1 protein-coding gene (cut by a window edge) is annotated in these 17,791 nt (G+C 63.5%); it reads right to left on the bottom strand.

Going from position 1 to position 17,791, the window contains the following annotated elements; all coding sequences use genetic code 11:
- Positions 1 to 10 precede the first annotated feature (10 nt).
- Positions 11 to 17,791 carry the 3' portion of a putative Ig domain-containing protein gene (locus AC3RLQ_RS02315; protein ID WP_493033980.1) on the bottom strand. Its footprint extends 12,795 nt past the window's final position, so only the last 17,781 of its 30,576 coding nucleotides appear in the window; the start codon falls outside the window, past its right edge; it ends in the stop codon at positions 11 to 13.

Raw genomic sequence — 17,791 nt, 5'->3', positions numbered from 1 at the left:
CCCCTGCCCCTTACGGCTTCACCAGGAAGAACGCACGGAAGCCATCCAGCAGCGGCAGGTTCGTCACCTCCAGGCCGGTGGTTTCATCCACCCACTGGGACTGCGGATTGAGCAGGTAGTTTTGATACACCGCCGTGGCAGGATCAGTATCACCGCTCCACAGACGCAGGCGCGAGCCAATGGCGAAAGGCTGCGCACCCGGAGCCTGAGCCGTGGCCAAACCAGTGCCGAGCAACGAGGTGCCTGCCGTCTGCGGCAGCGCGAGTGCCGCACTGCGGACTTCGCCCAGGAAGGTCAGTGTGGCCGGCGTGCTGCGGATCTGCACCAGCATGCCAGTCTGCGGTGGGATGACACGCGCGGCATCATCCGCGAGCGAGGTCTCACCATCACGCACCCACTGCGCTTCACCGTTCGTCGCAGTCTGCAGCCAGTCGATCTGGAACTGGCCGCTGGCGCTGTCAAAGAACATGAGGCGGTCCGCTGTATCCGCCGTGGCGGCAGCCTGCAGGCCGGACACCGGCAGCAAGGCGCCCAGCGTCCAGTGCGGACGGATGCGGATGCGTGCACCTGCCAGCGCGCTGTCCGCGCTGGTGGTCAGGGAGATGCTGCTGCTCGTAGAAGCCGTGGTGTCGAGATCCCAGATGCGGCCGGTCAGCGCACCGCTGAGCACTTCCACATAGTAGCTCACACCATTCTGCAATTGCGTGCGGATGTCTCCGCCGTTGATGCTCAGCACCACCGTGCGGCCGCTGACCGAGGCGACCTGACCCGTGTAAACGGCAGGCAGCAGCAGCGGCATGGACAGCGACTGGCGGCCCACCGCAAACTGCATGCGTGCCCAGCCCTGCGCACCCGTGGTGGCTGTGGCTTCTGGCGTGCCGTCGAGGTTGGCATCCAGAGTCACCTTGATGCGCAGGTAGCCGCGTGCCGCACCACTGAAGGCAGACTCCACGCCGTTGTAGCGCAGCGTTTCCGTCTGATCTGCATTGGCCGTGGTCACAGGTGTGAGCGCCAGCTTGGTCCAGGTGCTGAGATCATTGCTGCCTTCCAGCGAGTAGCGCAGATCCGCATGCTCACCCGCAGGCCGTGTCAGCACTGCGTCGATGGCACCCGTGACCGTGTTGTTCACCAGCGTGAAGCGCGACACACCCAGGCCGCTGCCACCCGCCGTGCCCAGCGCGTATTCCAGCAGGTTCGTCTGGCCATCCGCATCCGGATCATCATTCGGACTGTTGAGTCCGCTCAGGCTGTTCTGTGTCTGCCATGCCGTGAAGGTCGTCGCGGTGGTCACCGTGCCGGGATTGCTCACCAGATTGCGTTTGACCTCCACGCCGTTCGGCGAGCCCGCACTGCCCAGGAAGCCGAAGTCCACGGTCATCATGCCGGATTCATCCGCTGCGTCATCCATGAAGGACTGGAAGCCGTTTTCACCGGTCGCGGCGGTCACGCTGCTGTTCAGCGGCATGGTGCCGTAGGCCAGATTGATGATGCCGGAGGAGACGCCCGTCGCAGAAGGCTGCGTGGCGTCGCTGCCATTTTCATCAAAGCGGTCATCCTTGGCGGTGTCCGCATTGGTGGTCAGCACCACATTGCCCGTGCCCACCACCGAGGTCATGCCATCGAGCGGCGCACCTGTGGCAAACATGCTGGCAGGAATGTGGACGTAGTAGGCCGCAGGCGCGGTGGCGTAAAGCATGTAGGTGCCGTCTGCAGCAGTGACAGCCTCGGACACCGGCGTGTCCGTCACGGCCTGCGCCTGCTGGAAGAGCTGCACGGTGACATTCGCCATCGCCACATCGATGCCCGCCTCATACGTGCCGTTCGAATTCGCATCACGGAACACCAGGTTGCCCACCATCAGCGCCTTCGCCTTGAGTCCGAGGTCAATGGTCAGGTCAATGTTGGCATCGTCATCATTGTCGCTGCTCTTGTCGAATCCGGATTCACGGCCGTCCGTGTCCGTGGGCAGCGTGCCCGCCACCAGGGAGAATCCGGCGGTCACCACTCCGGTCGTGCCCGGATTGGCCGCAGGATGCGCGTTCTGGTTCAGATTGTCGTCATTGCCATTGGTCGTCAGCGCGGTCGGCACCAGGAAGTTCAACGGGCCGGTGGCACTGAACTGCGCGGCGGGGATGCGCACAAAGTAGGTCTGTGGCGTCACGGCCGGCGGTGCATAGAAGAGGTACTTGCCGGTGGTGTCGGTCGTCGTGGTGCTCACCACTTTCTCCACGCCAGCACCGTCATTGTAAACGAGCTCCAGCGGAATGCCTGCGAGGCCGCTGTCCACACCCGCCTGGTATTTGCCGTCGGCATTCGTATCACGGAACACCAGATTGCCCACGCCCAGACGCTTGGCGAAACCAAAGTCGATGGTCAGGTCGGTGTTGCTGTCGTTGGCATCATCTGAAGTGCCCTGGAAGCCGCCTTCCTGCGCGCCGGTCGGCGCGGCATTGGCCGTCAGCGTGACCGCCGGTGCCGTGATGCCTACCTGCTCAGGACTCTGCGAGTCGATGCCGTCTTCACCCAGGTTGTCATCCCCCAGGGTGGTCTGGTTTCCGCGCAGCGACATCATCTTGTACAACGGTCCCGGACCCACCGGACCACCGTTGATGCTGATGGATGCCTTGAAGTTGTCTGCGGCCACATGCACCGTGTAAACACCGGGGCTCAGATTGGTGAAGAAGTAGCGGCCGCTCGCATCCGTGGTGGTGCTGCGGATGAAGCTGGTGGACCCCGCCGTGCCGCTGCCGGCATACAGCAGCATCCAGACGCCGGGCACACCTTCACCTGCATCCGCCACGCCGTTGTTGTTGGCGTCGTTGAAGACCAGGTTGCCGATGTTCATCAGGCTTGGCAGCGTGCCGCCGGTGAAGCCCATGTCGATCGTGAGATCCACATCCGCATCATTGAACTCATCCATTGAATTGAGGAAGCCCGTCTCACCCTGCGGCTCGGTGCCATAGGCCAGCGCAAAGGCCGTGGAGCTCACGCCCGTGCTCGTCGGATTGGCGGCATCCTGGCCGTTTTCGTCCACTCCATCGTCCTGGCCGTTGTCACTGCCGACGCCAGTCACAGAGGTCGTGCCAAAGAGTGCGCCACCGCTCGTGAACTGCGTGGCGGGGATGTAGAGGAAGTACTCCCCTTCTTCATACGTGTTCAGCAGGTAGGTGCCGTCGATGCTGGTGGTTGTCTCCATCACCGGCGTGGCGGTCGCTGGATTGTCACCCGCCTTGAAGAGGCGCACATTGACCCCGGCCACGCCGAAGTCCGCGCTGTCATAGTGACCGTTCGAATTCACATCGCGGAAGATCAGGTTGCCCACGCTCAGCGGCTTCGGCGCAAAGCCGAGGTCGATCGTCAGGTCCACGTTCGCATCATCAAAGTCATCGGACTCCGAGTAGTAGCCGGTTTCCGTATCGGCTGCAGTCGGTGATTGGGCCGGCACCAGCGTGAAGACCGGCGTGCGTGCGCCCTCCGTCAGCACGGAACCGGTGGTGTAGCCATCCTGCTTCGTGTCATCGTCTCCCGCCGTCGTGGTCGGCACGGCAGAGCCCGCCGCCACCGGCTTCGAAGGCACCAGGTTCGCCAGCGTGCCACCTTCCTGGAAGTTGCTGTCAGGAATCTTCACATAGTAGCTGCCCGGCGCCACGCTGAAGCTGTAGAGACCGCCGCCGTAGGTCGTGGTGCTGCCCACCGCCGTCGTCGCGTTCGCCTCATTGGTCCACAGTTCGACGGTGACACCATCAATGCCGTATTCATTACCGGGATCAAAGAGGCCGTCGTTATTGAGATCGTTGAAGACCACGTTGCCAACGCCCGAGCGCAGCACAAAGCCAAGGTCCACGGTGAGATTGGTGGAGGCGTCATTGATGTCGTCGCTGCTTCCCTGATAGCCGCCTTCCTGGCTGCCGGTCGGCGCATTGGTCGGCGTCAGGTCAAGGATCGCCGTCTGGATGCCATTGACGGATGGGTTGCCATTGTCGAGACCGTCTTCACCCAGGCTGTCGTCACCGCTCTGCGTGCCGTAGATGCTGGCATAGCCAAACAGCGGCGAGCCAAAGTCAAACTGCCACGATGGCACGCGCACAAAGTAGCGGCCCGGCGCCAGATCAGTGAAGAGATAGGTGCCGTCCGTGTTCGTGGTCGTGGTGGCCACCGGCGCATCAAACGGAATGAACGCACCTTCTTTATAAAGCTCCAGCGTCACACCGCCCACGCCTTCACCGGCATCAGCACGGCCGTTGAAGTTCGCATCCAGGAACACCAGATTGCCCACAGACACGGAGCGGAAGAAGCCGAAGTCGAAGGTCAGGTCGGTGTTGGCATCGTTCGCATCATCCATGAAGGCATTGCTGCCAAACTCACCGAGAGAATCGGTCGGCTCGTTTCCTGGGGACAGGTAGAACTGCGCAGACTCCACGCCCGTGGCGGACGGATCATCCACATCGATGCCGTTTTCATCCGCATTGTCGTCCACGCCATTGTCAGCACCGTCGCCGGGCAGGGAGCGCCAGCCGGAGAGTGGCTTGCCCGCCGCGAATTCGGTGGCCGGGATGAAGATCTTGTAGGCTCCCTCCACCAGATTGCTGAAGATGTAGCTGCCGCCGTTGTTCGAGATCACCGTGGCGATCGGATTGGCCGTGTGCACATCCGCCGTCGCGCTGAAGAGCTGCACCTTCACACCGTCGATGCCTTCTCCAGAATCATAGACGCCGTTGCCGTTGAGGTCCACGAAGACCAGGTTGCCCACGCCGACGCCGTTCGGATTGTTCAGCGCAAAGCCGAAGTCGATGGTGAGGTTGAAGTTGTCATCATCAAACGAGTCGATCGTTTTGAACGCACCCGTCTCACCGTTCGCATCGGTCGGCTCCGCATTCACTGCCAGCGTGAAGACCGCGCTGCTGATGCCGTTGAGGAATGGGGACGCGTCATCGAGTCCGTTTTCACTGTCAGGCACGTCATCATCCAGATCCAGGGAGGCGCTGCTGGCTCCCGCGAGGGAGGAGAGTCCGTTGAGCGGACGCCCTGGCTCAAACTGCGTGTATGGAATGTGCACCACGTAGTCGCCCGCTGGCAGCGAGTCGAAGAAGTACTTGCCGCCCCCGCTGGTGATGGTGCTGAAGAGCGGCACACCAAAGCCCGGTGTCTGGCTGCTGCGGTAGAGTTCCACCGTCACACCGTCCACGCCTTCACCCACGTCAGCCTGTTGGTTTTTGTTGGCGTCGATGAACACCAGGTTGCCCACGCCGACCGGCGTCTGGAAGCCGAAGTCGATCGTCAGGTCGATCGCCGCGTCGTTCTGGTCATCCGACGTGTATTCAAAGCCGGTCTCACCGCTGTCGTCCGTCGGCGCATTGCCGGGATAGAGGCTGATCACCAGCGACGACACGCCGTTGTCCGTTGGCAGGCCGTCATTGATGCCGTCTTCACCCACATCGTCATCGCCCACGAGACCTTCGAGAATGCTGATGCGCTGATACAGCGGTCCTCCGACCTGGAACTGCGAGGACGGAATGTGCACCACAAAGTTGCCGGGGCGCAGGAAGTTGAAGCCGTAGCGGCCCGCCGCATCCGTCGTGGTGATGGACAGCGGATTGTCCACTTCAGGGAACTGCGTGTCCGTGTAGATTTCGACCTTGACCCCGGACAAGCCTTCGCCCGAGTCATAGTGACCGTTCGAGTTGTTGTCCGCGAACACCATGTTGCCCAGCGCCACCGGACGGAAGAGACCGATGTCCTCAGTAAGGTCGATGTTGATGTCATTGATATCGGTGGAGGAGTCAAAGCCGGTTTCCGAGCCTGTATCCGTCGGCGCCGCATCACGCACCAGATTGATGATGCCGGTGCTCACACCCGTGATCCATGGAGTGTCCGTCGGCAGCGCATCCTGGCCGGTGTTGTCGTCACCTGCGGTGACCACAGGCAGGCTGTAAAGGCCGCGCAGATTGCCACTGTACTCAAACTGATAGGCCGGCAGATGGATGAAGTACTGCCCCTGCCACAGATTGCTGAAGAGGTAGAGACCGCCATTGGAGGTGACAGCCGTGGCCACCGGAGTCGCCACTCCAGGAGTGTCGCCCCAGCGGTAGAGCTCGATGGTCACATCATCACGGCCCTCGCCCACGTCGAAGCGGTTGTTGCCGTTGTCATCCACGAACACCAGGTTGCCGATGCCCATGATGCCCGGCTCCACAAAGCCGAAGTCCACCGTCATGTCGCCATTGGCGTCCACCGTGTAGTTGTCCAGTTCGCCACCACGGCCAAATTCCGCGCCGGAGGAGCCGTTGCCCACAGGCTCGGCGCCGGGAGTCAGCGTGATCAGCGGGCTCTTCACCACCGTCTTCGGACCACCGGGCTGACGGCCGCTGTCATCACCGTCGATCTGGTCATCCAGGTTGGACGAGATCGGGCTGCTGTAGCCGCTGCCGGCCAGCGGCAGACCGTCCACAAAGTTGGACTCAGGAATCTGCACCTGGTACACGCCTGGAGCCTGGCCGGAGAAGTAGTAGAAGCCTTTGTTGTCCGTGTAAGTCCAGCCCACGAGGAACTCGGCGCCGTCGGCGGAGTTGCCGTTCAGATCCCGCCACAGGTCCACGCGCACGCCGGGGATGCCCAGCTCCGCCGCATCCTGGATGCCGTTGGCATTGTCATCATTCCACACCAGCGAGCCGATGGCCACGCTGTCTGGCAGCGGCGCAAACGGACGCCCGATGGAAAGGTCACGCGGGCCTGACCAGATTTCAAAGTTCGGACCTGGAGGCCGTGGGATCGGCACTTCAAACACATTGACCGTGCCGTTGGGCGCAGTGGTGATGTCCACACTGATCAGCGCACCGCTGTTGTAGCTGCCGGCGTTGACCGGCTTGCCCCAGCTGTAACCGGCGATGTAGAGCTTGTTGTTCGATGGGTTGAACTCGATGTCACGCGTGTCCACCTCGCCTTTGCCTGCGCTGGAGAGCGTGGCGATGAGCTGCGGCAGACCCGGCGCGGCAGGCGTGCTGAGATCCACGCTGAAGACCTCGCCATCGGAGCGGTTCACGCCGTAGAGCGTGCTGCCTTCGATGTCGATGCCCGAGATCAGCGCGATGGACTGCCCGCCCGGCACCATGGCCATGAGCTGGATGTCGGTGACGATGGTGTTGAGCAGCGCGCCCGTCGTCGTGCTGTAGCGGCGCACTTCGCGGGTGTCATTGGTCTGCACCACCAGGTAGAGGTTGCCATCCGGGCCGAAGTTCATGTCTTCCACACCCGTCTGGGTGATGAAGGTGAAGGGAGCCGAGGCGCCGATCGGCTTGCCCGGAACGGCGCCCGTGGGTCCCTGGAAGCGCACGATGCGGCCGCCGTTCACATCATACACATAGAAGTTCCCGTCCGGCCCGATGGCAAACTGCGTCACCAGGCTCATGCTCGCGTCGCTGTTGTCGAGCACCGGACCCATGTCGGTGCCGGTGGGGCTGATCTTGCGCAGGTTGCTGGCGCCGTAGTGGGCCACATACCAGTTGCCGTCCTGACCCAGCTCCATGCCATACGGCACGTCGCCGTAGTCCGCATTGCCCTGGCTGAGGCTGTTGCCAAACGCAGGCACCAGGGAGCCGGAGTAGAGTCCCGTGCTGGAGCTGAAGGCCTGGATGCTGTCCGCCTGCGTGGCGGACACATAGATGCTCGGCGTCACATTGACGAAGCCAAAGTCGATGGTCGTTTCGTTGTAGGTGCCGCCGCCTGTGCCCGGCTCATCTGCGGCAGTCAGCGTGATCACGGGGCTGTTCACCGCGCCACCGCTCAGCTGCAGGCCGTTGTCATCATTGTCCACGCCGTTGTCCGCAAAGGTGGTGTTGCTGCTGGAAAGCGGCTGCGCGGCCGGGGCGCGCGGGATGCGCACATAGACTTTCAGCGGTGGCACCGAAGTGAAGAGATAGGCCCCGCCGGCGCTCGTGGTGGTGGTTCTCAGCAGCACATCATCCGTGCCGCCGATGCTGCCGTCCGCGCCTGCATTCCACAGCTGCACTGTGACGCCGTCGATGCCCGGCTCGCCGTTGTCACGGAGTCCGTTGTCGTTCGTGTCCTGCCAGACGAGGTTGCCCACGTTCATGCCGCGGAAGAGGCCGAAGTCGATCGTGTTCTCCGTGTCCGCATCACCGTCATCCACCGTCGGCTCAGTGCCCGTGGCGAGCGTGATGACTGGGGAGAAGACCGGTGTGCCGGGACCGCCGGGCTGGGAGGCGGCGTTGTTGTCATTGTCCACGCCGTTGTCGAGGTTCACCGGATTGCCACCGATGATGTTCAGCTCGGTGGGCATCAGCACGCGCATGAAGTAGGTGCCGGGCTGCAGATTGATGAAGGTATACTGACCCTGCCCGTTGGTCGTCGTGCTGGTGAACATCAGGTCGCTGTTCGGACCGCTGCCACCGATGGCATGATCCGCGCCCGGATCCCAGAGTTCCACCGTGACGCCGCTGATCCCGGATTCACCCACATCACGCAGGCCGTTGAAGTTGCTGTCCTCATACACCGTGTCACCGATGCTGAGCCCCTTCACCAGCAGCGAGTAGGACTGCGTGGCGGAGCAGTTGTAGGAGTCCGTGCTGCGCACCGTGAAGTTCGCCGTGCCATACACCTGGGCCGAGCCGGAAAGCAATCCGCTGGAGGAAACCGTCATGCCCGCCGGAGGAGAGCCCGCGATCACCGTATAGGTGTACGGTCCGGTGCCGCCGCTGGAGGTGAGCTGCTGGCTGTAAGGAATGGCGTAGTAGGCGCTCGTCAGCGAGGTCGGTGTGATGCTCACCGACGGGCAGTTGACCGACAGCGTGTAGATCTGGGTGGCGGAGCAGTTGAACGAATCCACCGCCTGCACCGTGAAGGACGCCGTCGTTGCCTGCGTCGGAGTGCCGGAGATGAGGCCGCTGGAGCTCATCGAAAGTCCGGCTGGCAGTGCGCCGCTGGCCACGCTCCAGGTGTAGGGAGCGCTGCCGCCTGACACCGTCAATGACGCCGTGTAAGCCGTGCCCACCACGCCGTTCGTCAGCGTTGTCGGAGAGATGGTCATCGTCGGGCAGACGATGGTGATGGTATATGGCTGCGTGCCCGGCGCACCGTTCACATCCAGCGCCTGCACCGTGAAGGAGTAGGTGCCGGGAGACGCCGTGGTGGTGCCGGAGATCGCGCCTGCGGTGGAGATCGACAGGCCCGTGGGCAGGTTGCCCGTCAGCTTGCTGAAGGTGTAAGGTGCGGTACCACCGGTGGCGGTGAGCTGCGTGAAGTAAGGCACCAGACGTGTCGCGTTCGAAAGCGTGGACGGCGTGATGAAGATCGGCGGATAGTTCACCGTGAAGGTGTAGGAAATCGTCGAGGAGCAGTTGTCCGCATCCGTCGCACGCACCACGAAGGTGAAGCTGCCCAGGCTCGTCGGCGTGCCGCTGAGCACTCCGCCGCTGGTCAGGCTCATGCCGGTAGGCAGCACGCCGGAGGCCAGGCTCCAGGTGTAGGGGGAGGTGCCGTTCGCCGCTGTCAGCGTCTGGCTGTAAGCCGCATACTGCACACCCGCTGGCAGCGTCGCCGGAGTGATCGTCAGCGTCGGACAGGCGATGACGATGGCCAGCGCCTTGGTCACCGAGCAGTTCACCGAATCCGTGGCGCACACCGTGAAATTGTAAGTGGCAGGCACGGATGTCGGCGTGCCGGAGATCAGACCGGCGGTGCTCATGGACATGCCCGCAGGCAGCGCCCCGGAGGCGATGGTCCAGTTATACGGTGTGGTGCCGCCAGACGCGCTGAGCTGCTGGTTCGGATACGCCACATTCTTCGTCGCGCTCGGGAAGGTCGGCGCTGTGATGGTGTAGGACGGGCAGTTCACCGTGATGGCATACACGCCGGACTTGGCGCAGCCGTTGGCATCCGTGGCGGTGACGGTGATGTTGTAGGTGCCCGGCGCGCTGGAAGGCGTGCCGCTCAGGATGCCGCCGCTGCTCAGGGTCATGCCGCTTGGCATCGTGCCGGTGAAGCTCCAGGTATACGGGCTGGTGCCGTTGCTGGCGGTCAGCGTCTGCGGGGAGTAGGCTGCATACTGCGTCGCTGCTGGCACCGTGGTCGGAGACAGCGAGAGCGCCGGACAGGTGACCACCCAGTTGAACGAGGTGTCGAGCGAGCAGCCGTTCGCATCCGTGGAGCGCACCACAAACGAGTATGTGCCCGGTGCACCGGTGATGGTGCCGGAAAGCAGACCGCTGCTGGAAAGTGTCGCGCCGGTGGGCAGCGTGCCAGAGGGCCGCGTGTAGGTGTAGGCCGAAGTGCCGCCCGTGGTGCTGAACTGCTGGCTGAAGGCCGTGTTTTGCGCCACCGAGGAAAGCGTGGTTGGGGACAGCGTCAGCGTCGGGCAGACCACGCCAATCGTCATCGCCTGTGTGGCGGAGCAGTTGGAGGCGTCCACCACTTTCACCGTGAAGCTGTACGTTCCCGTCGCGGCTGTGGGCGATCCGCTCAGCACACCAGCGCTGGAAAGCGCCAGTCCGCCCGGCAGCGTGCTGCCGGTGGCGAGGCTCCACACATAAGGCGAGTTGCCACCGGCGGCGCTGAACGTGGCGGAGTAGGCCGAACCCTTCAGCGCATTCGTCAGGGTCGCAGGCGTGATCGTGATCGCCGGGCAGGAGCGCAGGCCGAAGTCGATGGTGTTTTCCGTGTTCGTCAGCCCCGTGCTGCCTGGCTCGCCGCCAGGAGTCAGCGCAAACACCATGCTGTTCACCACCGAGCCCGCACCACCCGGTTGCGAGCCGTTGCTGTCATTGTTCACGCCGTTGTCAGCGGTCACCACCACGCTGCTGGCCAGCGAGTAGGCGGCGGGCGGTGTCAGTCGCACGTAGTAGTTGCCGGCGGTGTAAACCTTGAAGCTGTAGGAGCCGCCGCTCAGCGTGGAGCCCGTCTGCAGCACCGTGTCTGCGTTCAAGCCGGTGCCGCCCACGGCATTGTCCGCGCCGGGGTTCATGAGGTCCACCTGCACGCCGCTCACTCCCGTTTCCGCAGTGTCCTTGAGGCCGTTGTTGTTGACGTCGTTCCACACCAGGTCACCCACGGTGATGCCGGTGAAGAGACCGAAGTCGATCGTGTTGTTGCCATTGGTGCCGTCGCCATCCACGCCGGTGGCGGGTTCCGTGCCCACCTGAAGATCGATCACCGGACTGTACACAAACGTGCCTGGACCACCGGGCTGGCTGCCGTTGTTGTCATTGTCCACGTCGTTGTCCAGCGTCACCGCCACGCTGCTCACACCCGGCACGCTCACCGTTGGCGTCACTCGCACGTAGTATTTGCCCGGCACCAGATTGGTGAAGGCATACACCCCGGTGCTGCTGGTCAGCACGCTCGCACCCACCTGCGTGTCTGCATTCGCACCGCTGCCGCCCACCGCATTGTCCGCACCCGGGCTGAAGAGCTGCACCGTCGCGCCGCTGAGGCCAAGTTCCCCGGCATCGCGCAGGCCGTTGCTGTTGGCGTCGTTCCACACCAGGTTCCCCACGTTCACCCATGGCGAGACAGAGCACGGCTCCGTGGCGATGGTGAGCACACCGGATGGATCGGTCACGAAGGAGCCTTCCGTGGCGTAGCTGAAGGCGGTCAGCGCGCCGTTGCTGTCATACGTCGGCGTGCTGCTGAGGTCCACCATGTGCAGCACCATGCCCGTGGCGCCGCCGGTCTGGATGCCTTCCCAGGTCGCCGAATTGACGCCCATCGCGCTCCAGTTCGTCGCGTTGTTCACGCGGCTCACATCGATCACGCATTGGAAGCGCACGCTGCTGCCGGTCTCCGTGACCTTGTTCAGCATCACGTCTCCCGCCGTGGTGTTGCCGGACGCCGTGCTCACCATCAGGTTCGCCGCCGTCTGCCAGCTCTGGCTGCCCAGCGTGGCATCATACTTGTAAATGGTCACCGTCGGGCTGGCGCGTGTGATGCCGTCCACATACACGATGGCATGGTCCGCAGTCGCAGGATTCCCGCCCGTGCTGACCAGGAACCACAGCGCGTCCACCTTGGAGGCGCCGATCTGGTTGAACGTCAGGTCCACGTTCAGGCGGCTCAGCGCGGCATCGTAGATCACGTCCGCCTTGTTCATCGTCGCCACTCCGCCCTGCGTGTAATTGAAATCATACGCCTGCACCGGCGTCCATTCCGTGGCCCCGCTCAGCACGCCGTCGGCGTTTGAATCCATGGCCAGGAAGTGATAGCAGCCCGTGGCGCTTGGGCCGCTGGACTTGAAGCCGAAATCAACGGTCATGTTGCCATTGTTGTCATCGCTGTCGTCGATCGTGTTGAACGCGCCGCTCTCGCCGTTCGTGTTGATCGGCTCGCCGCTGTCACTCAAGGAGATCAGCGCGCTGCTGATGCCATTGGTGGCGGGCTGCGCGTTGTCGATGCCGTCGTCATTGCCCACGATGTTGTCGTCCACGTCATTGTCGGAGGAGCTGGATGGGAAGATGGAGATCGTGTTCACCAGCGGCTTGCCCGTGGCAAACTCGGAGGCCGGCACGCGCACATAGTAGGAGCCCGGCACCACGTTGCTGAACAAGTACTGCCCAACCTTGGTGGAGGTCGTGCTTGAGGTGGTGCTGGTCACAAATGAACCCGCGCTGTTGAGCAGCTCCACGCGCACACCGCCGATGCCTTCACCGGAATCATAGACGCCGTTGTTGTTGGCATCTTTGTAAACCAGGTTGCCGATGCGGCAGAAGGTCGGGCGCAGACCAAAGTCGATCGTGTTGTCGAGGTTGCTGCCAAACGGCGCCAGCAGGCTGCCCGGCTCTGTCAGCGCGGAGAGCGTGATCATCGGTGAGTAAATCGGCGCGCCCGTGGCGGACTGCGTGATGCCGTTGCTGTCATTGTCGATGCCGTTGTCCGCATTGCTGCTCGTCGTGCTGCGGCGCGGATGCGTGATCGGCGGCGTGAGCTTCACGTAATACTTGCCCGCGCTGAGTCCGGTGAAGCTGTAAAGGCCGTCGCTGCCCGTGGTGAAGGTGGTGCCCACTTTTACATCGTCCCCGTTGTTCACCGTCGTGTCGGTGGAGGTGTAAAGCTCCAGCTGCGCACCTGCGACGCCGGTCTCACCCACATCCACAAGGCCGTTGTTGTTGGTGTCGGAGAAGACGAAGTTGCCCATCGTCATCGCGGCGCTGAAGCCGAAATCCACCGTCATGTCCTGGTTGCCGCCGCCGCTGGCCAGATTGCCCGGCTCCTTGCCCAGCGCCAGATTGATCACCGGGCTGGACACCGCCGTGCCCACGCCACCGGGCTGGATGCCGTTGCTGTCATTGTCCACGCCGTTGTCCAGATTCACGCTTGGAGACGCCGTCGGCCACATCGGATCAGGCGTTGGCAGGCGCACGAAGTAATTGCCCGCGGACAGGCCGCTGAAGAGGTAGTAGCCGTTCGCATCCGTGGTCGTGGTGGAGACCAGCGTGTCATCCCCTGTGTTCGGCAGCGAGTCAGCGCCGGGATTCATGAGCTGCACCGTGAGGTTTTGCAGACCGGGCTCACGTGGGTTCTTGATGCCGTTGCCGTTCGTGTCCGCCCAGACGAAGTCACCGATGGCCAGCGTCTGCGGATTCGTGGTGGCGCTGCCCTGCAGCAGAATGTTGTCGATGTCGATGTACCCTGAGCCGTCACCGCCCCAGAGATACATTTCTACCATGAAGGACTTGCCCGCGAGCTGCGCTCCCGTCGGCAGCGTGGATGCACCTCCGATGGAGTTCGTCCATGCCAGGTTCATCGAATACCAGGAAGCAGTAGCCGCAAGCTGGAAGACGTTCGTCGTCACCGTCTTCACGGTCGCGCCTTCCATCCAGGAAAGGAACACCTTCCCCTGCACCGGCGCGGTGCTGCCCACGCGGTACACATCAAACAGCAGGTTGCCGATGTTGCCCGTGGCCGTCGGGTCCATGTCAAACCGGATCCACAAGCTGTCAGGGCGCTGCACCAGCGAGGACGGCACAGCATCATAGCCCGTGTCATACGCGGAATCCCAGTCGCGCATGCGGCGTGAGAGCGCACCACTGCGGATCGGTCCGTTGTTGGTCGGTTCGCTGATGTCCGTGAGGCCGTTCATGTCGTCCTCGATCTGGATCTTCGCCGCGTTCACCACGGCGGAGCTCTTCATGCTCGGCGGTGCGGGCAGGCCGCCGCTGCTGCTGTTCAGCTCGTATTCCAGCAGGTTCGTGAGGGAGGCCGGCACTGCGCGCAAACCAAAGTCGAGCGTGTTGTCCGCATCGATGCCGCCCACCACATCACCCGGCTCACGGCCCACCGCGAGCGTGACGATCGGGCTGACGATGGCGGTGCTCACTCCACCGGCCTGCACGCCGTTGTTGTCATTGTCCACGCCGTTGTCCAGCGCCACCTGCGGTCCGGAGGACAGCGGATAAGCCGTCGGTGGCGTGGCGATCTTCACAAAGTATTTTCCAGGAGCCAGTCCGGTGAACGCATACGCGCCCGTGCCGTCCGTGGTCGTCGTGCCCTGGGACACATCATCCCCGTTGCCGATCACCGCATCCGTCGTGGAGAACAACTGCAGCGAGACACTGCCGATGCCCTGCTCACCCACATCCTTCGTCCCGCTTTGGTCCGTGTCCTGCCACACCAGATTGCCCAGAGTCAGACCATTGATCACGGCGATGTAATCCCGCGTGCCGGAGCATGTGGCGCTGTCCACGCCGCGCACGGTGAAGCTGAAGCTGCCCGCCGCCGTCGGTGTGCCGCTGATCACGCCCGTGCTGGAGTTCAAGGTCACGCCCGGAGGCAGGCTGCCGGCGGTGACCGAATAAGTGTAAGGGCTGATGCCGCCTGTGGCGGTGACCGTCTGGCTGTAGGACACACCGCGATACCCCGAGCCCAGGCTCGTGGGGTTCAACGCCAGTGTGGGGCAGCTCACCGTCATGGTGATGGTTGTCGTGCCGGTGCAGCCATAGCTGCCGCGTGCCGTCACCCCAAAGCTGTAGCTGCCGGGTGCCGTCGGCGTGCCGCTGATGACGCCGGTGGGGCTCAGCGCCAGACCGGAAGGCAGACTGCTGCCCGACTGCAGAGTCCAGGTGTAAGGAGCCGTTGCGCCGGAAGCCGAAAGCGTCGTCGAGTAGCTGCTGGCCACAGTGCCGTTCGGCACGCTGCTTGGCGTGATCGTAATGGCGGGGCACTGCAGCGTCAGAGAGTAGGCCGAAGTTCCAGGGCAGCTGTTTTGATCCATCGCCTGGATCGTGAAGTTGAAGGTGCCCGCCGTGTCCGTGGGAGTACCGCTCAGCAGACCTGCCGAGCTCAGCGTCATGCCCGCGGGCAGCGTGCCCGTTTTCACGGTCCATGTCTTCGTGCCCACACCACCCGTGGCGCTAAACTGCTGCGAGTAGGCCGTGCCCACCGTCGCGGTGGTCAGGGATGAAGGGGAGATGGTGATCGCCGCGCAGTTCACGCCCAGCGCCAGCGCCTGCTGCACCACGCAGCCGTTCAGGTCGCTCGCCTGCACCGTGAAGTTGAACGATCCCACCGCCGAAGTCGTGCCGCTGATCAGACCTGCGGAGGAGAAGGTGATGCCGGATGGCAGTGCGCCTGCGGCCAGCGTCCAGGTGTAAGGCGAGGAGCCGCCGGTCGCCGTGAGCTGCTGGCTGTAGGCCACCGTCGTCGTGGCCTGTGGCAGCGTCGTCGGTGTGATGGCGATGGCCGGGCAGCTGAAGATGATGCTGCAGGAGCGGGTGGCCGTACATCCCACGGAGTCCGTCGCCGTCACGCTGAAGGTGTAGGTTCCAGGTGCCACCGTCGGTGTGCCGCTGATGACTCCGCCACTGCTCAGGGTCAGACCCGTTGGCAGGCTGCCGCTCGCAAGCGACCAGGTGTAGGTGGAATTGCCACCGCTCGCGGTCAAAGTCTGGCTGTAAGCCTGATACTGCATGCCGCCGGCCAGGGTGGACGGACTGATGGTGATCGTCGGGCAGTTCACATGCAGCGTGTAGCTGCGCGTGGCGGAGCAGCTCGCGCTGTCGGTCCCCTTCACCACCACCGTGTAATCTCCCGGCACCGCCGTGGGTGTGCCGCTCAGCAGACCGGCGCTGGAAAGGCTCATGCCCGTGGGCAGTGCGCCGCTCTGGATGCTGAAGGTGTAAGGAGAGCTGCCGCCCGTGCCATCCAGCAGCACGGAGGAGTAGGCCGCAAACTGCTGCGCATTTGAAAGGGTGGACGGAGTGAGGGTGATCGTTGGGCAGATGACTTTCACGCTCAGCGCCTTCGTGCTCACGCAGTTGTTGGCGTCACGCGCACGCACCGTGAAGGAGTAGGTCGCCGGTGCGGAGCCCGGCGTGCCACTGAGGACGCCTGCGCTGCTCAGGCTCATGCCGGTGGGCAGCGCACCGCTGGTGATGTCCCACTGATACGGAGCCGTGCCGCCCGTCGCCGTCATCGTCACCGCCGTGTAGGCTGCATACTGCGGCGCATCCGTGAAGGTGCTCGGAGAGATGCTCAGCGTCGGGCAGCCCACCGTGAGCGAGTAGCTGCGCAGACCGATGCCGCTGTAGGAGTCCGTGGCGCGCACCGTGAAGGGATAGCTCGCAGGCACCGCCGTGGGCGTGCCGCTCAGCACTCCGGTCGTGGTGTTCAGCGTCAGCCCGGCAGGCATGCCGTTGTTGCCGGTGTTGGTGACGCTATAACGTGCCAGAGCTTCAGCAGAAGTCAGCGCGCGGTTGTAAAGAACCGGTTCATCCAGCGCGCCATTCCATGAGGTGCCGGCGGTCGCGCTGCCGCCCATCACCAGCGGCTGCGTCGAATGATTGATCGCCGCGCTGAAGGCCTTCGTGGCAACCTGCACGCCGTTGACATAAATGCTGATGCTGGTGAGATCATACGTGGCCACCACATGGCTCCAGCTTCCCACCGTCAGCGTTGCATCGACAAATTCGGACGTGCCTGCCACCGAGCCGGTGCCGTTGATCCAGAAGCGCACGGTGCTCGTGCCGCTGCGCTGGATCAATCCGTAGCCGTTCGCTGGAGCGGTCGCGTTCGATGTCTTCTCGATGAGGATCTGATCTGCCGCAGGTGTGGCAGTGGCCGGACGCACCCAGGCTTCCAGGCTGATCTGCGCCGGACGCATCACCGACTGATCCGCCACCTGCAGGTAGTCATTCACTCCATCAAAGCTGAATGCTTGTCCCACCAGACCGGCGGTGAAGGCCACGCCATTCATCAGCGCGCCGTTGTTGCCCGCGATCACTTCCGTGGCTCCGCTTTCACCGGGCCACCATGCGGCGGCGCCGCTCAATGCGGAAGGTCCGTAGCTCCAGGCGTATGGCGCGGTGCCGCCCGTGGCTGCCAGATTTTGCGTGTAGGCCGCATACTGCGTCGCCGCAGGCAGCGTGGCCGGATTGACCGTCACGATCGCGTTGCTCAGCGTCAGCGTGTAGTTCTGCGTGCTGGAGCAGCCGATGCTGTCCGTGCTGCGCACCGTGAAGTTGTAGCTGCCAGGAGCCGCCGAAGCACCGGGTGTGCCGCTGATGACACCGGCGTTGTTCATCGTCATCCCATTGGGCAGAGCACCGCTGCTGATCGCATACACATAGCCGCCCGAACCACCGCTGGAGGTCAGCGTGAGCGGATTGTAGGCCACATACTGCGTCGCCACCGCCACCGTGCCGGGGCTGATCGTGATGACCGGACAGGCGCGGAAGCCGAAGTCGATCGTGTTCTCCGTGTTTGAATTGCCTGTGCTTCCCGGCTCGCCGCCAGCCGTCAGCGTGATCACCGGGCTCATCACCGCCGTGTTGATGCCGCTGCTCTGGAT

This window comes from Prosthecobacter sp. GW821-HT29F12, from assembly GCF_058803405.1.
Note: the sequence above shows the minus strand (reverse complement) of the source record. Positions and strands in the feature narration are given on the sequence as shown.